This is a genomic window from Mangrovihabitans endophyticus (assembly GCF_014646155.1).
GTDB classification, from domain to species: Bacteria; Actinomycetota; Actinomycetes; order Mycobacteriales; family Micromonosporaceae; genus Actinoplanes; species Actinoplanes endophyticus.
The window spans coordinates 297,965-314,391 of sequence record NZ_BMMX01000001.1; the positions used below are offsets into that span (position 1 = coordinate 297,965).

A 16,427-nucleotide genomic window follows, 5' to 3' on the forward strand; every position below is an offset into this window, starting at 1 on the left:
ATCAGGGCCCACGCAGGATCGGGCGCTTGGCGACGGTCACCCCGTTGTCCCGGGTGCCGGTCGTCTCGGCGCGGAACAGCCGGTTGCGGGCCTCCTCCAGGACGCCCGCGAGGTCGGCGTCGAAGGCGTCCGTGTCGCCGATCTCGGTGCGCATCAGCGAGTGCGATTGCCCGCTGCTGCGCCGGAACGTGCGCCGGAACCCGAAGCGCAGCCGGGGCAGGTTGTCCATGGTCTCCGCGTCGTCGCTGCTGGCGGGCACCAGCATGGCGGCGTCGCCCAGCCCGCGCCGGTCGATGTCGGCGAGCATGGTCCGGTAGTCGTCGAGCTGGGTCAGCCACCAGTCGCAGAGGATGACCACGATCTCATGATCGGCCCGCGCCCGTTCGATGCGGTCGGCCATGCCGTCCAGAGTGGACACCTCGGCGTGCAGGGCGCGGTCCGCGGCGATCAGGCGGGCCCGGTCGGCGAGGGGTTCGCGCGGATCGGGGCGGTAGGGTGCCCAGTCTCGCCCGTCGTCGCCGTAATAGTCGAGATCCTCGCGGATCCGGTCCATCTCGGCGCGCGAGGCCGCAGCGACCACGACATGCACGCGGGGGTCGGCCGCGGGCGGCGTGAAGGCGTTCGGCACGGCGGCGAAGTCGGCCACCGGGTCGGCGGAGGGCGCCGGATCGGACGCGCCCACGGAGACGATGCGCCGGGCCAGTGCTTCGGCGAACGTCTCGTAGTCCTGCCGGAGGCTGCGGAGCCGGATCAACTGACGCAGGCCGCGGGAGCCGTCGTCGGTGGGGGTCATCGGCGTGCCGATCCCGGCGGGCGTCTCGGCGTCGCCGGCCCACGCCACCGGGATCATCGGGGCCGGGTCCGCGCCGGGGGTCAGCCGGTCGGCGAAGATCTGCCATTGCCGTCCGCAGGAGGCGTTGCGCAGGTAACGCGGCGAGACGAGCGCGACGAACACGTCGCACGACGCGAGGCGCAGCAGGGCGTCGGCCGGCGGGGCGGCGGCCCGGGGATCGGTGACGCTGAGGTAGGACAGTGTGGCGCGTTGATCCGTGCTGTGCGACGCGACGCGGCGGCGAAGATCCTCGAAGAGCTGCCGCACGTAGGGATCATCGTCGCCGGCCGCCGAACTCAGAAAGAAATTCGGCACAGCGATCCCCTTGACTCGTGGCGGCGCCAGGACAGGGGTAGTCTAGCGACAACGTGGCACGCGGCATAGGGGTGCTGTGCAAAGGGGACGATGACCCTCGATGCTGTCATGGAGCCCCTCTCTCACCGGTCGTCGTGTCGCTGACCGCCGCGGGCGACGCGCTCTGCCGGGCGAGAAGCCTGCCGTGGTGGCAGTCTGCCGAGGACAGAACCCGAATGATCAACGTGGAGTCACGGGTTGGTTCAGCCTAGTGGGTCCGGGCAAGCCAGCGGCATTCGAGGAATGGACATTTATCTCTGGATCTTTTCGGCATTGATCTTATGTGGACCAATGCCGACTGGTCAGCGCGAGGTGCGGTGATGATCCACGCCGTTCGGCGGCCGGGACGGCGCAGCGGAAAGTCATGCGCAGGTGGGATGCGGGCCGGCGGCCCCAGCGGAGGCTCTCGGTCCGCTGGAACCGCCGGCCTCCTCTTCGCTACCCGGTGTGCGAGCGGCTAACCACGTCGGTCAGCAGCGGTGGGAGGAGATCACCGAGGACTGTCACGCCGTCGCGACTGAGCACCGATTCGGCGTGGAACTGCACGCCCGCGAAGCGCGCGCCGCGGATGGCGTGCACGGCGCCGTCGGCCGGGTCGCGGGCCACGTCGAGCAGCCCGTACGCGCAGGCCAGCCGGTCCGCCGGGGCGTGCGCGGTGAAACTGGAGTAGAAGCCGACGCGGCGCGGCGTGCCGAACAGATCGATGTCGCGGGCCAGCCCCTGGTAGGGGGCGTCGCGGCGGCGCAGGGACAGGCCCAGTTCGGCGGCCAGGATCTGGTGGCCCAGGCAGACCGCGAACAGCGGCTTGCCGGCGCCGAGCAGCCCGCCGACCAGGCCGCGCAGGAAGGCCATCTTCGGGTCGGTGCGCGAGGACGGGTCACCGGGTCCCGGCCCGGCCACGACCAGGTCGGCGGTCAGCGGGCCGGGGGTGTGCCAGGGCACCACGGTGACCGCCAGTCCGAGGGCCCGCAACTGGTGGGCGAGCATGGCCGTGAACGTGTCCTCGGCGTCCACGATCACCGCGCTGCGCCCGGACAGGGCCGCGACTTCCAGGGCGCCGGGAGTGCGCTGGTCCAGCCAGAACCGGGACAGCTCGTCGTTGCGGGCGGCCAGTGCGGCGCGCACCTGCTCGTCCTCGACCAGCGGCGCGGCCGGACGCGGGGTGGCCCGCACGGCGCCCAGGGCGGAGAGCACGCCCGCGGCCTTGGTGTGCGTCTCGGCCACCTCGCCGGCGGCGGTGGAGTGCCGGACCAGGGTCGCGCCCACCGGCACCCGCAGGGTCCCGTCCGGGGAGATCTCCGCGGTGCGGATCAGGATCGGCGCGTCCAGGGTCTGCCGTCCGCGCTCGTCGTGGCCGAGCAGGGCGAGCACCCCGGCGTAGTAGCCCCGCCCGCGATGCTCGTGCCGGGCGATCACCCGGCAGGCGTTCTCGATCGGGCTGCCGGTCACCGTGGGGGCGAACATCGTCTCGCGCAGCACGTCCCGCACGTCCTGATCGCCGCGCCCGGCGAGCAGGTATTCGGTGTGGGTCAGGTGGGACATCCGCTTGAGGAACGGGCCGATCACCTGGCCGCCGTGCTCGGCGACCGCGGCCATCATCTTGAGCTCCTCGTCGAGGACCATGTAGAGCTCCTCGATCTCCTTCTCGTCGCGCAGGAAGGAGAGCAGCGCCGCGCGGGGATCGTCCGCGCCGTGCCGGAGGGTGCCGCTGATCGGGTTCATCATGGTGAGCCCGTCGTCCACGCTGACGTGCCGTTCCGGGCTGGCGCCGACCAGCGTACGGGTGCCGGTGTGCACCAGGAACGTCCAGTACGCGCCCTGTTCGGCGGCGAGCAGGGCGCCGAAGGCGGCGCGCGCGGCGGCCAGCGGGTCGCCGTCCACGGCGGCGGTGAACACCCGGTGGATGACGAAGTTGGCCCCCTCGCCGCGACCGATCTCCTCGCGCAGCACGGTTTCCACGGTTTCCGCGTATTCGCGATCGGAGACGTCGAAGGCTCCGCCGGTGAGGCGTACCGGCGCGGCCGGGAATTCCGCCGGGTCCGCGGCCCGGCGCTGGGTGACCACCAGACATTCCAGCGGCGCGTGGTCGTCGACGCAGGCGAAACCGCGCTCGGTGATCTGCCGGTACGGGACGACGGCCAGCGTCTGCCGGCCGGGGTGCAGGGGGATGTCGGCCAGGGCGCTGACGGTGACGACGTCACCGGTGAGGACGTCGACGTGGTCGGCGCCGGCGCGGTGCAGCAGGGCGAACGGTGGCATGGGCTCCTCGGTCCGGGTGGGGCCGTGCCGACCGGGGAGGCCACACGTCGACGGCCGCCTCGATCGAGGCGGCCGCGGTGGTGGATGAAGCGTTACGCGCGGGTGGGTGTGGCCGCCGGATCGGCGGGCCACCACAGGCCGGGACGCGTACGCATGGGCGGATCATATGACGGGTTGCGGCAACGGCGCCAGCTTGCGTGGATCGCCGGCTGGTCGCCGCGGCGGCGCTCATGCCGCCCGGTAGGCCTCCTGCACCGCGTGCCGCGCCCAGCGCATGCGTCCCAGGGCGCAGTCCGGGTGCTCGCCGAACTCCTGGGCGACCAGGGCGGCGCAGCCGGTGGCGCCCAGCCGGTCCACGCTCGCCTGCACCGCGGCCCGGATGGATTCGGTGCTCGGTCGTTGGGAGCTCTGCAGGGGGGAGACGAACAACGCTTCGGCGCGGACGTCCTCTCGGTCGCGTGATCCCATCGAATCCTCCTGCCCGTCCCGGTCAGCGCGGTGGTGCCTCCCAGCAGACCGGAACCCGGATGCGGCGGTGCTGCAGCACGGTTGCCGTCGGGTTGCCGCGCGGCCTTTGCCGGACCGAGGGCGTACGGGTGATAGAGGCGTTATGGTGCTTTCAGGGTGAGTTGAGGGGGAACCGTGACGACGGTGCTGGTCGCGGACGACGACGCGGACATCCGTGAACTGGTCTCGTTCAAGCTGGAGCAGAACGGCTTCGAGGTGATCGCGGTCGAGGACGGGCAGGCGGCCCTGGCGCAGGCCCGGGAGCACCGTCCCCGGCTGGCGGTGCTGGACCTCTCCATGCCCGGCCTGTCCGGCATCGACGTGTGCCGCATGCTGCGTGCCGATCCGGAGACCGCGGACATGCTCGTGGTCATGCTCACCGCCCGGGTGCAGGAGCAGGACGTGGAGGGCGGTTTCGGCGCCGGTGCCGACGACTACGTGACCAAGCCGTTCAGCCCACGGGAGCTGACCTCCCGCATCCAGGCCCTGCTGAGCCGCGCCCGCACCTGAGCCGGGGGCGGGGCATGGGGAGTGCCGCGGGTCACTGGGAGTACGTGGACAGGAACCTGGCCAGCCGGTCGGTGGCGTCGTCCAGCACGTCGACCGGGGCCAGGAACACCATCCGTAGGTGGTCGGTGGTGGGCAGGTTGAAGCCGGAGCCGTGGGACAGCAACATGAGCTGCTGCTCCAGCAGGTCGATGATCATCCGCTGATCGTCGTGGATCTTGTGCACCGCCGGGTCCAGGCGGGCGAACAGGTACAGCGCCCCGCGCGGCTTCCAACAGTCCACGCCGGGGATCGCGGTGAGTTTGCGCCACGCGTGGTCGCGCTGCTCCAGCAGCCGGCCGCCGGGCCGGATCAGCTCCTGGATGCTCTGATATCCGCCGAGCGCGGTCTGCACCGCGTGCTGGGCCGGCACGTTCGGGCACAGCCGCATGTTGGCCAGCAACTGCAGGCCCTCCAGATACTCCTCGGCGGCCGGCTTGGGTCCGCTGATCGCCATCCACCCGGACCGGAACCCGGCCGCTCGGTAGGTCTTGGACAGCCCGCTCATGGTGAGCACCAGCAGGTCCGGCGCCAGCGCTGCGGCGCACTCGTGCACCGCGCCGTCGTAGAGGATCTTGTCGTAGATCTCGTCGGCCAGCACCAGCAGGTCGTGCCGCCGCGCCAGGTCGAGCAGCCCGAGCAGGGTCTGGCGTGAGTACACCGCGCCGGTCGGGTTGTTGGGGTTGATGACGACGATGGCGCGGGTGTTCGGGGTGATCGAGGCGGCAATGTGGTCCAGGTCCGGTTCCCAGTCCTGCGACTCGTCGCAGCGGTAGTGCACCGCCCGCCCGCCGCACAGCGTCACCGCACCGGTCCACAGCGGGTAGTCCGGGCTCGGCACCAGCACCTCGTCACCGGTGTTGAGCAGGGCCTGCAACGACATCACGATCAGTTCGGACACGCCGTTGCCGAGGAAGACGTCGTCCGGTTGGACGTCCGGCACGCCGAGCGTCTGGTAGTACTGCGCGACGGCGACGCGGGCCGAGTAGATGCCGCGGGCGTCGCTGTATCCCTGGGCACGGGCCAGGTTGTGCACCACGTCGGCCATCATCGGCTCCGGCGCGTTCAGCCCCCACGGCTCGGGATTGCCCAGGTTCAGCTTGAGGATCCGGTGACCGGCCGCTTCCAGCTCCTGCGCCCGGCGCAGCACCGGTCCGCGTATGTCGTACCGCACGTTCTTGAGCCTGCTCGCCTGCATCACCATGGCTGCCAGCGTAGTGCCGCGCTACCGCCCGCCGGGCCGTCGATCATCGGCGACCCCGGACCCACCGAACGTGCATAACGGATATATTGGCCGGTGACGTCATCGGAGCGGGGGAAACGATGCCGGCCAGGTCGCACGGCCCACGTCGCCGCGCCGGAGCCGCGACGCGGGCGGATCGCTGATGGCGGGTGCGTTCACCGCCGTGGTGCTGGTTCTCGCCGCGGTGGTCGCGACCACCGGCGCGGGCATCGTGGGCGCCCGGCTGTGGCGGCAGGCGCGGCGGCGGCGGCAGGCCGAGCTGGCCGCCAGGCCCCGGCGTCACCTGCTCGCCTTCGCCGCCGACCATGAGGCGCAAGGCGCCGACGCGTTGGTCGCGATCGCCGAACCCGCATGGCGTGCCGCCGAGCCGGGCGCGCTGGGCCTGCTCGGCAAGCTGCGTGGGGACGCGCACCGGGCGCTGGCCGCGGTGTTCGTGCGCCGCGGCGCGGCGGCGCGGGCGATGGCCGCCCTGCATGCGCGCGGCCGGGTGCGGCGGGCCCGCGCCGCGCAGATCCTCGGCGACCTGGAACACCACGCGGCCGTGCCGGATCTCTGCGGGCTGCTCACCGACCGGCACCGGGAGGTACGCATCGTGGCCGTACGCGCCCTGGGCCGCATCGGCGAGCCGACCGCGGCGTGGCGGCTGATCGCCGCGCTGGACCACGCCGACGGGCTGCCGTCCCTGCTGGCCACCCACGCGCTGGCGCAACTGGGCCCGGAGGCCGAGATCACGCTGTCCGCCGCGCTCGACCATCCGGCGGCCCGGGTGCGCGCGGTCTGCCTGGACGCGCTCGGCCTGCTCGGGGCCGCGGGCAGCGCGCACCGCGTGGCGCGGGTGCTGCGCGACGACCCGGTGCCGGAGGTGCGGGTGACCGCGGCGGCCAGCCTCGGCCGGCTCGGTACCCCGGCGGCGGTGGACCCGCTGGTCCGCGCCACGGACGCCGCCGAACCGGTGGCGCTGCGCGCGTCCGCCGCCCGCGCGCTGGGCGAGGTGGGTGCCGGCGCGGCGGTCCCCGCGCTGGCGGTGATGCTGGGCGACGCGCAGTACCGGGTGGCTCACGAGGCGGCGCATGCGCTGCGGCGGCTGGGCCCGGCTGGGCAGCGGGCGCTGCGGGCCGCCCGGGAGGAGCCCGCGGACGCGCACGCCACCGGTTCGACCGCGGCGATGCACGCCCGTGAGGCGCTCGCCCTGGCCGAGATCGCCACCACTGCGGCCCGCCGGTGAGCGTCGACCTGCTGCGCGAGGTGCTGCGCGCGGCCGACTGGGCGATCCTGTGCTATTTCGTCGCCTTGAACAGCGGATACCTGGTGCTGATCGCGCTGGCCGGGGTCGAGTTCGTCAAGCATCTGCGGCGCAGCCCGTTCGCCGGTACGGACGACATGTTCCGCAGCCCGCTCACGCTTGCGGTGTCGCTGATCGTCCCGGCGTACAACGAGGGGCCGGGCATCGTGGCCGCGGTGCAGGCGCTCACCTCGCTGCGCTACCCGCGGTACGAGATCGTGGTGGTCGACGACGGCTCGTGCGACGACACGTTCGACCGGCTGCGCGAGGAGTTCGACCTGGTGGAGGTGCCGCGGGTGATACCGGCCGAGGTGCCGTGCCGCTCGCGGGTGCTGTCCGTGCACGTGTCCCGGGACAACCCGCAGACGCTCACCGTGGTGCGCAAGACCAACGGCGGCAAGTCGGACGCCCTGAACATGGGCATCAACCTGGCCCGGCACCCGCTGGTGTGCATGGTCGACGCCGACTCGGTGCTCGACCCGGACGCGTTGCTGGCGGTGGCCAAACCGTTCGGCGACGACCCGCTGCGGGTGGCCGCGGTGGGCGGGGTGGTGCGCATCGCCAACGGGTGCACGGTCGTGGGCGGGCGCGTGGTCGAGGTCGCGATGCCCCGCCGGTGGCTGCTGCGGGTGCAGGTGGTGGAGTACCTGCGGGCCTTCCTGATGGGCCGCACCGGCTGGTCGCGCCTGGGCGGCCTGGTGGTCATCTCCGGCGCGTTCGGGATCTTCCGCCGGGACCTGGTGGTGGCCGTCGGCGGCATGGACCCGGACACCATCGGCGAGGACGCCGAACTGGTCGTGCGTCTGCACCGGCATCTGCGCGCCCGCGGCGAGGATTACCGGGTGGTGTTCGTCGCCGAGCCGGTGAGCTGGAGCGAGGCCCCGGCGAGCCTGCGGGCGTTGGGCCGGCAGCGGCGGCGGTGGCACCGCGGCATCGCGGAGATCCTGAGCAAGCACCGGGGGATGATCGGCAATCCCCGGTACGGCCGGATCGGCGTGCTGGCGCTGCCCTACTACGTGCTGTTCGAGCTGGCCGCGCCGTTCGTCGAGTTGTCCGCGCTGGTGCTGTTGCCGCTCGGGCTGTGGCTGGACGCGGTGGACGTCGCCTTCGCGTGGCGGTTCGCCCTTGTCGCGTACGGGTACGGGCTGCTGGTCAGCCTGGCCGCGCTGTTCATCGAGGAGATGTCGTTCCACCGCTATCCGCGGTGGGGTGACCTGGTCCGCGGCGTGTCCGCGGCGCTGCTGGAGAACGTCGGCTACCGGCAGATCCTGACGGTCTGGCAGGTGAGCGGCGCCCTGGCGGCGTGGTGGGGCACGACGGCGATCTGGGGCACGATGAAGAGGCAGGGATTCGGCGAGCCACCGGCCGACGCGCCAAAACCGGCCCGCGCCGGCCGGCGATGACCGCACACCGGCGGGCGTCACCCGGCGCCGGCCGCGACCGGGGCCGCGGACCAGGAGGTGGGACATGCGCGCATGGCAGGTGCACCGGCCGCAACCGGACGTGGCGCAGGCCCTGCGCCGCGCCGAGATCCCCGATCCGCGGCCGGCGCCGGGCGAGCTGCTGGTGGCCGTCGACGCGTGCGGGGTGTGCCGCACCGACCTGCACGTCGCGCAGGGTGACCTGCCGGCGCACCGGTCGCCGGTGGTGCCCGGGCACGAGGTCGTCGGCCATGTGGTGGCGCTGGGGGAGGGCACGACCCGGCACGCGGTCGGTGACCGCGTCGGCGTGGCCTGGCTGCGGCACACCGACGGCACCTGCCGGTACTGCCGCTCCGGACGGGAGAACCTGTGTCCCGCGTCCCGGTACACCGGATGGGATGCCGACGGCGGGTACGCGGACCTGACCTGCGTTCCGGAGGATTTCGCGTACGCGCTGCCGGACGGCTATGCCGACGCGGAGCTGGCGCCGCTGCTGTGTGCCGGGATCATCGGCTTCCGGGCGTTGCGGCGGGCCGCGTTGCCCCCCGGCGGCCGGCTGGGCATCTACGGCTTCGGCGCGTCCGCGCACCTCACCGCGCAGGTGGCGATCGCCCAGGGCGCCACGGTGCACGTGCTCACCCGCGGCGCGGGCGCCCGCGAGCTGGCGGTGGAGCTGGGTGCCGCCTCGGCGGGCGCCGCGGACGCCGCGCCGCCCGAGCCGCTGGACGGGGCGATCCTGTTCGCCCCGGCCGGCGAGCTGGTGCCGGTGGCGTTGCGCGCGCTGGACCGGGGCGGGACGCTGGCCGTGGCGGGCATCCACCTGAGCGACGTCCCGTCGCTGAACTACCAGCGGGAGTTGTTCCAGGAGCGGGACCTGCGCAGCGTCACCTCCAACACCCGCGAGGACGGCCGGGCGCTGTTGGAGTTCGCCGCCGCGCATCGGCTGCGGGTGACCACCACGCCGTACCCGATGGCGGAGGCGGACCGGGCGTTGACCGACCTCGCCGCGGGCCGGGTCCGCGGCGCGGCGGTGCTCACCCCCGGCTGACCGCCTATCGGCCCGGACGCCGGCCGGGGCGGGGATCGCCCGGGGGCGGGATTTGACGGCTGGCAGGGATGCCGGTGGCGGTCGCGTCGCGGCAGGGTGGGCCGCATGAGGTACCGGTGTCTGCTGGTCGACGACAGCGCCCGCTTCGTGCGCTCGGCGCGGCGCCTGCTGGGCCGTGAGGGGGTCGACGTGGTGGCCGTGGCGGCCACCCGCGCCGAGGCGATCACCGCCGCCGGTGCCGCCGCGGTGGACTTCTCCCTGATCGACGTGCAGCTCGCGGGCGACAACGGCGCGGCGGTGGCCGACGCGCTGGCCCGGCGGGGCGTGGGCGGGCGGATCGTGCTGGTCTCCGCGCTGGACGCGGAGGACGTCGCCGAGCTGGTGGCGGGCAGCGCCGCGGTGGGGTTCGTCGCCAAGGCGCACCTGTCACGGGCGGCGATCGAGCGGGTGCTGGCCGGGCGCCCGGACTGAGCCGACCGGAACTGGGCCGCCCGGACTGAGCCGGCCGGAACTGGGCCGCCCGGAACTGGGCCGCCCGGTGTCAGCGCGAGCTCAGGTAGGTGACCACGGCCAGCACGCGGCGGTGGTCGTCGCCGGTCTCCGGCAGCTCCAGCTTGGCCAGGATGCTGCGCACGTGCTTCTCCACGGTGCCCTCGGCCAGCCACAGCCGCCGGGCGATCCCGGCGTTGGACCGGCCCTCGGCCATCAGGGCGAGCACCTCGCGCTCGCGATCGCTCAACGGCGCCAGGGGGTCGTGGCGGCGGCGGGCGTCGACCAGTTCCCGGACCAGGTAGGGGTCCACCACCGACCCGCCGGCAGCCACCCGCTGGACCGCCTCCACGAAGCTGTCCACGTCGGTGACCCGGTCCTTGAGCAGGTAGCCCACGCCACCGTCGGCGGTGAGCAGGTGCACGGCGTGGTCCACATCCACGTACGCGGAGAGCACCAGCACCCCGGTGGACGGGTGCCGCCGGCGGATGACAGCGGCGGCGTCCAGGCCCTCGGTGCGGTGTTCGGGCGGCATGCGCACGTCCAGCACCACCACGTCGGGGGTGTGCCGCTCGGTCAGCGCGAGCGCGGCGGCGGCGTCGCCGGCCTGCCCCACGACGGTGATCCCGGCGCGGGTGAGCAGCCCGGCGAGTCCCTCACGCAGCAGCACGTCGTCGTCGGCCAGCACCGCTGTGATGCCGTCGGTCACGGCTGCTCCTCGCGTGTCGGCGGCCGATCGGAGCCATAATCGTAGCGGCGTGACCCGGTGCCCGGCCTGCCGTACGGCGCGGAGCGCGCCGTGGAGGAGGATGCGGCGGTGCGTGTCGGGCTGGTCGGCCGGGTGCTGCTCAGCGCCGGCGTGCCGACGCTGCTGGCGGTCGCGGCCTTCGTCGCGATGATGGTGTCGGTCGGGCATCTGCGGGACACGCAGTCGCGGGCCGCCACCTCACAGGCGCTGGTCATCGCGGCCGAGGGCCTGTCCCGCGCGGTCGGCCAGGTGGAGCTCGCCGACCGGGGCGCGTTGCTGGCCGACCCGGCGGCGTCCGAGGCGCGGCGTCAGGCGGCGCAGCGCGCCCGGCGCCAGGCGCAGAACCTCGTCGCGCTGGCCGGTGACGAGCCCGGCACCGGTGCGCGGGCCGGGCAGGTGGTGGCCGCCGCCCGGGCGTACCTGGACATGCCCGCCCCGGCCGCGGGCGCGGGCATCGCACCGCGCGAGACGGACCTGCTGGCGGTCTTCACCAGCCGTCTGGAGACGTTCCTGGGCGGCGAGCGGGAGACCGTCACGGCGCTGGAGTCCGACGCGGACGCGGCCACCCAGCGGGCGGTGGCCGCCGCGGTGGTCGGCCTGATCGCCTCCCTCGTTGCGGTGGTCGGCCTGGGGATTTACCTGACGGGCGCGGTCACCCTGCCGGTGCGCCGGGCCGCGGAGGCCGCTCGCGAGTTCACCGGGGGCGAGCTCACCACGCGGCTGCCGGTGGGCGGCGCCCGGGAGATCCGCGACCTGCACCAGGCGCTGAACACGATGGCCGCGGCGCTGGCCACCGCCCGCGAACAGCTTGCCGCGTCCCGGGCCCGGATCATGTCGGCCGGCTGGCAGGATCGCCGTGAGCTGGAGCGCAACCTGCACGACGGGCTGCAGCAGCGGCTGGTGGCGCTGGGCCTGGATGTGCGGGCGCTGCAGGCCGATCTGGCCGGCGAGCCGGACGGGCTGCGCGATCAGGTCGCCGAGATCGGCGATGCGCTCACCGCGGCCACGGCGGAGTTGCGCGAAGTGGTGCACGGCATCCAGCCCGCGGTGCTCACCAGCAGTGGTCTGCCGGCCGCGCTGCGCGCGATGGCCCGGCGGTCGCCGCTGCCCGTGGAGGTGGCGGCGGACCTGCCCGGTCGGCTGCCGCCGGATGTGGAGTCGGCGCTGTACTACATCGCCTCCGAGGCCGTCACCAACGCGGTCAAGCACGCGCGCGCCGGCTACGTCCGGGTCGACGTGCGCGTGCGGGACGGGGCTGCACGCCTGGAGGTTGGCGACGACGGTGTGGGCGGTGCGGACGAGCGCGGATCGGGGCTGGTCGGCCTGCGCGACCGGATCGAGGCGACCGGCGGCCGGATGCTGGTGGACAGCGTGCCGGGCACGGGCACCACACTGACCGCGACGGTCCCGCTGGACGAGGAGTCCACGCCCCGGTACCCGTGACCGAGGGTGCTCCCGGGTTCGTGCCAGGGTCATCTCGGGCCGCGCCGGTCGCCCCCTTCATCGCCGATGATGAATCCCGAAAAGGATGAAACAGTGTCTGAAGGGAACAAAAGCGATGTATCACCGCACCGCGCGTGTCCTCACCCTCGCCGCCCTGGCCGGTGTCCTGGGACTCACCCAGCAGGCCTGCGGCAGCAGCGGCGATCCGGCCGCCCCCACCTCCGGCGCCGCCGGCCACGCGGCCGGAATCGGGGACGCCGCCGTGACGGCCGCGGGGGACGCCGCGGGCCGGGACGCCGACGCGAAGCAGGACGACAACGGAGGCCAGGCGGCCGGCGGCGCGAGCCGCAGTGACGCGGAAAGCCGGGGCGACGCCGGCCGGACGGACGACAACGGGGGCGCGAGCCAGCACAAGGGCTCCGGCCAGACCGGCGACGACGTGGCCGCCTGCCGCTCGCAGGACGTGACGGTCGACGTCACCTTCCAGCCGCAGCGTGTCGACGGCGACACCCGCATGGGGCTGGTCGCCGTGACCAACGACTCCGACCAGCCGTGCACCGTCGACGGCCGTGCGTCGATCTTCCTGACCAACGCCGCAGCGGAAGTGGTCGACGTGCCCACCAGCAACGTCGCCCAGCCCGGAGCGGCGTCCGAGATCACCCTGCAGCCGGGCACCACCGCCTTCGAAGGCATCAAGTGGACCGTCTGCGACAAGGGCGACGAGACCTGCGGCGCCGGCAACAGCCTGCAGTTCAGCCTGGAGGGCACGGCCGACGGCCGGTACGCGAAACTGATCGGCTTCCCGGCGCCGGAGCGCAGCGACATCACCATGGCCGAGCTGCTCGTCGGCACGCTGCAGCCCAGCACCCAGGGCGTCGTCGCCTGGTGATCGGGCCGGGGCGGCCCCTGGTGGTTACCGGCTAGCCGGTAACCACCAGGGGCCGCTGGCATCGCTGTCGCGGCGCCGCGACAGCGCAAGACTGGAGTGCAGGACATCGGCACGCACAGTCTGGGAGCACGTCATGGTGAGCACCCTGCCGGGACACCCGGTCACCACCCCTACCGCCGCTGAGCGCCGGCGCCGGCATCTGCCGCCCTGGGCGCGGATATTCCTCGGCGGCGGCGCCCTGTGGATCGCCGCCGTCGTGGTCACCTTCGTCACCGGCAACGTCAACCTCGTACCGACCATCATCCTGGTGGGCGCGTTCCTGGTGCCGGTGACCTTCGTGGTGTGGGCGTTCGGGCACGCCGACCCGGTGCTCACCCCCTCGAAGATCTTCACCGCCTTCCTGTACGGCGGTGTCACCGGCGTGCTCGGCGCGTCGGTGCTGGAAGCCGCGTTCGTGCACAACGCCTCCGCGGCGGGTTTCCTCGGCGTCGGCCTGATCGAGGAGGGCGTCAAACTCGTCGTGCTGTGGCTGATGGCCCGCAGACTCGGCCGGTACTCCATGCGCGACGGGCTGGTGCTGGGCGCCACGGTGGGTCTCGGGTTCGCCGCGTTCGAGAGCGCCGGTTACGCGTTCCAGGCGTTGTTCACCCAGCAGGGCGGCCTGTCGCTGATGGGCGTGGTGCAGACCGAACTGCTGCGCAGCGTGCTGACCCCGTTCGGGCACGGGCTGTGGACGGCGATCGCCGGTGCCGCGTTGTTCGGCGTGGCCAGCCGCCGCGGCCGGGTCACCCTGCGGGCGTGGCCGGTTGCCGGCGCGTACGTGCTGGTGGCCGTGCTGCACGCGCTGTGGGACGCGGCGCACCTGGCCGCCGCCTGGCTCACCCTGTACCTGACCGGCTCGGCGCAGCAGTGGTACGCCATCCGCAACGGGCTGGGCGCCTATGCGACGTCGGCCCAGGTGCACTTGGACGCGATGCTGGGGTTGGCGCTGCCGGTGGTCGACGCCCTGGTGAGCCTGGCGATCGTGGCCGGGTTCGTGGTGCGCGCCCGGCACCAGGAGCGGTACGCGGTCCGGGCGTTTGCGGGGCATCCGATCGGGTGAGCCCGGCCGGTGGTGTTCACGACCGGGTCCGGGTTCGCCGCCGGTGCCAGCGCAGCGGGCCCGGGTGCACACTCCACCACGCCCGCCGCCACCAGGAACGCCGTGCCCGCAACGAGTCCGCGAACGCCACCGCCTGCGCCCCGGCCCGGTCCGCCGCGGCCGGGTCCGCCGCGCCCGGCGCGAACGCCGTCGCGTTCACCCCGGCCACCAGACCGTCCAGCGGCGGCCCCTCCGGCTGCGGCCCCTCCCGCTGCGGGACGTCCGCCGCGGCCGGGGCCGCGGCGCGCAACCGGGCGAATCCCGCCGCCTCCGTCGCCGCCAGATGCGCCGGCACCGGACGGCCCGCCAGGCGCATCGCATCGGTGAATTCGTGCCACGCTCCCGCGATCCGCTCGTCCGGGCTGCCCTCGAAGAGACGCCGGCGGCGCTGGGCGCGCCGCGCCAGGACCACCGCCGCGGCCGCGGCGCCCAACATCGCCACGACCGTGCCGGAGGCGCCGGTGGCCACCACCGCCGTGGACGGGCCCGGCCCGGGGCCACCGGACGCCGCCGTCGGCGTCGCCGGCACGCTGGCGCTGCGGCTCGGCGGCGGGGGCGGCGAACTGCTCGGCGGCGGGGTGCTGGGCTGCGGCCGGAAATCCTCCTCCACCGGGCGTGGATCATCGCTGGTGGGCATCGGGTCGAACGCGATCCAGCCCAGGTCGTCGAACAGCACCTCCGGCCAGGCGATCGCGTCGCCGCCGGTCACCGTGCCCCCGCCGGCCGGCGCGTCGAAGCCGACCACCACCCGGCTGGGCAGCCCGGTGAGCCGCGCCAGCACCGCGAACGAGGCGGCGAACTGTTCCGACGTGCCGCGCTGGCCACCCTGATCGCGGGGCCCGAACAGGAAATACTCCAGGTTCGGGTACGCGTGACCGCTGGGCGCGTCCGGCACGGCACGGTAGTGCTCGGCCAGGAACTGCTCGATCGCCGCCGCCCGGTCGTACGCGCCCGCGTTGCCGTCGGCCAGTTGCGCGGCCAGCCGCCGCATCCGTGGTGGCGGCTGCGCCCCGACCGCCAGGTATCGGGCGACCGCCGCCCCGGCCGGTGCGTCGGCGGTGGGCAGCAGGTTCAGGTCCGGTGCCGGGCGCTGCGAGGTGACCCGGTAGCGCAGCCCGGCGCGCAGGCTTTCCGGGCGCATCAGGGTGCCGGTCGCCGCGTCGTAGGCGATCCGGGCGCCGGACACCTCCACCGGGGTCGCCGCCGCGGGCAGCAGCCGGCCGGTCAAGCCGTCCACGGTGATCGTCTGCGTCGCGGCGCGCACCCGCACCCCGGAGGGCTGCGGCGGCCGGGGCAGCACCCGGCCCGCGTTGCGGTACGTCGCACCCACCCGCCAGGTGACGCCGTCGTAGTCGGGCAGCACCGCCAGCCGCAGCCGCACCCGCTGGCCGGCGTCCGGGGCCAGCGGCGACACCTGCAGCAGCGGCTGCCGCGGCGTCAGCGCCCAGCCGGAGATCCGGTTCAGCGGGCTTTCGTCCAGGCTGTCCACTTGCGGCGGTTCGACGTACCGGCGCGGGTCCGCCGGGGACGCGCTCACCTGCCCGCCCAGCCACGGCGCCACCAGCGCCACCACGGCAGCGATCGCCGCCAGCGCCGCCGCCGAACCCGCCAGCGCGCGGGCCCGCACCGCCAGAGCGGCCGCCCCCGCCCCGCGCGCCCCCACCGGACCGCCGGTGGGGCCCGGATCGCCGGTGGGGGCCGGATCGCGCGGCGCCGCCACCGCCAGCGCCAGCCCGGCCAGCCCGGCGAACGCCAGCGAGGTGCCCGCCTGGGCCGCCGCGTTCGGGCCCACCACGTACAGGGCTCCCGCATACAGCGCCACCGCCGGCACGCAACCCAGCAGGACCCGCCCCGCGCGTACCGCGATCTCGGCCCCCGCCAGACCGGCCAGCCAGGCCGCCACCACCGGGACGATCACCGTGTCCGGCGCGGGCTCCACCGGGATCAGCGCGGTGAGCATCCGCGGGATCCCGTTGGCCAGCGCCGCCCGCAGAATCGACGGCAGCGGGTCGGTCAGCCCGGCCCGGTCCGCGGCCAGCACCATCGCCCCCACCGCGTAGCCGGCCAGCAGCACCACCGAGATCGGCGCGGCACTCCACGACGGCAGCCGGCGGGCGGCGGCGCCGGTACCCACCGACAGCACCGCCGCGCCCGCCACCAGCAACGGCAGCAGCGCGTCCACATAGATCCGACCCAGGGCCACCCCGGACAACGCGATCATCCCG

14 protein-coding genes are annotated in these 16,427 nt (G+C 74.2%); 8 read left to right on the plus strand and 6 right to left on the minus strand.

Annotation, left to right across the window (positions count from 1 at the left end; all coding sequences use genetic code 11):
* Position 1 precedes the first annotated feature (1 nt).
* The 3 genes from fsxC to IEY73_RS01280 form a co-directional block, all read right to left on the minus strand.
* Positions 2 to 1,147, minus strand: coding sequence for an FxsC protein (fsxC, locus tag IEY73_RS01270; RefSeq protein ID WP_189077143.1), 1,146 nt, complete (start codon positions 1,145 to 1,147; stop codon positions 2 to 4).
* Positions 1,148 to 1,624: 477 nt separating this feature from the next.
* Positions 1,625 to 3,445, minus strand: coding sequence for an anthranilate synthase family protein (locus IEY73_RS01275; RefSeq protein ID WP_189077144.1), 1,821 nt, complete (start codon positions 3,443 to 3,445; stop codon positions 1,625 to 1,627).
* 228 nt (positions 3,446 to 3,673) lie between these two features.
* Entirely contained in the window at positions 3,674 to 3,913 is a 240-nt protein-coding gene (locus IEY73_RS01280; protein WP_189077145.1) for a hypothetical protein, read from the minus strand.
* 174 nt (positions 3,914 to 4,087) lie between these two features.
* Between IEY73_RS01280 and IEY73_RS01285 the strand changes: the two genes are divergently transcribed.
* Positions 4,088 to 4,462 (plus strand): response regulator transcription factor, encoded by a 375-nt coding sequence (locus IEY73_RS01285; protein ID WP_189077146.1) that lies wholly within the window; start codon positions 4,088 to 4,090, stop codon positions 4,460 to 4,462.
* A gap of 31 nt (positions 4,463 to 4,493) precedes the next feature.
* Here IEY73_RS01285 and IEY73_RS01290 read toward each other — a convergent pair whose 3' ends face one another.
* Positions 4,494 to 5,702 carry a pyridoxal phosphate-dependent aminotransferase gene (locus IEY73_RS01290; protein ID WP_189077147.1) on the minus strand — a complete coding sequence of 403 codons (1,209 nt, stop codon included), beginning with the start codon at positions 5,700 to 5,702 and terminating at the stop codon, positions 4,494 to 4,496.
* Between the two features lie 181 nt (positions 5,703 to 5,883).
* Between IEY73_RS01290 and IEY73_RS01295 the strand changes: the two genes are divergently transcribed.
* From IEY73_RS01295 to IEY73_RS01310, 4 genes are all read left to right on the plus strand, one after another.
* A complete protein-coding gene (locus IEY73_RS01295) occupies positions 5,884 to 6,966 on the plus strand; it encodes a HEAT repeat domain-containing protein (protein ID WP_189077148.1) in 1,083 nt (360 codons plus the stop codon).
* Positions 6,963 to 8,426, plus strand: coding sequence for a glycosyltransferase family 2 protein (locus IEY73_RS01300; protein ID WP_229715331.1), 1,464 nt, complete (start codon positions 6,963 to 6,965; stop codon positions 8,424 to 8,426). The genes IEY73_RS01295 and IEY73_RS01300 overlap by 4 nt, the downstream gene beginning before the upstream one ends.
* A gap of 64 nt (positions 8,427 to 8,490) precedes the next feature.
* Positions 8,491 to 9,492 (plus strand): zinc-binding alcohol dehydrogenase family protein, encoded by a 1,002-nt coding sequence (locus IEY73_RS01305; protein WP_189077149.1) that lies wholly within the window; start codon positions 8,491 to 8,493, stop codon positions 9,490 to 9,492.
* Positions 9,493 to 9,597: 105 nt separating this feature from the next.
* Complete coding sequence (locus IEY73_RS01310) at positions 9,598 to 9,963, plus strand: response regulator (protein WP_189077150.1); 366 nt, start codon at positions 9,598 to 9,600, stop codon at positions 9,961 to 9,963.
* Positions 9,964 to 10,033: 70 nt separating this feature from the next.
* On the opposite strand, the gene IEY73_RS01315 is transcribed toward IEY73_RS01310, so the two are convergent.
* Positions 10,034 to 10,678, minus strand: a complete 645-nt coding sequence (locus tag IEY73_RS01315; RefSeq protein ID WP_229715511.1) for a response regulator — start codon at positions 10,676 to 10,678, stop codon at positions 10,034 to 10,036.
* 69 nt (positions 10,679 to 10,747) lie between these two features.
* Between IEY73_RS01315 and IEY73_RS01320 the strand changes: the two genes are divergently transcribed.
* From IEY73_RS01320 to IEY73_RS01330, 3 genes are all read left to right on the plus strand, one after another.
* Entirely contained in the window at positions 10,748 to 12,172 is a 1,425-nt protein-coding gene (locus tag IEY73_RS01320; RefSeq protein WP_229715333.1) for a sensor histidine kinase, read from the plus strand.
* Positions 12,173 to 12,287: 115 nt separating this feature from the next.
* Complete coding sequence (locus IEY73_RS01325) at positions 12,288 to 13,061, plus strand: DUF4232 domain-containing protein (protein ID WP_189077153.1); 774 nt, start codon at positions 12,288 to 12,290, stop codon at positions 13,059 to 13,061.
* Between the two features lie 133 nt (positions 13,062 to 13,194).
* Positions 13,195 to 14,163 carry a PrsW family intramembrane metalloprotease gene (locus IEY73_RS01330; RefSeq protein WP_189077154.1) on the plus strand — a complete coding sequence of 323 codons (969 nt, stop codon included), beginning with the start codon at positions 13,195 to 13,197 and terminating at the stop codon, positions 14,161 to 14,163.
* A gap of 16 nt (positions 14,164 to 14,179) precedes the next feature.
* Here the strand turns inward: IEY73_RS01330 and IEY73_RS01335 are convergent, their stop codons facing one another.
* The gene (locus IEY73_RS01335; RefSeq protein WP_373292735.1) at positions 14,180 to 16,423 is read right to left on the minus strand and encodes a transglutaminase TgpA family protein; all 2,244 of its coding nucleotides are present in this window, start codon (positions 16,421 to 16,423) and stop codon (positions 14,180 to 14,182) included.
* Positions 16,424 to 16,427 lie beyond the last annotated feature (4 nt).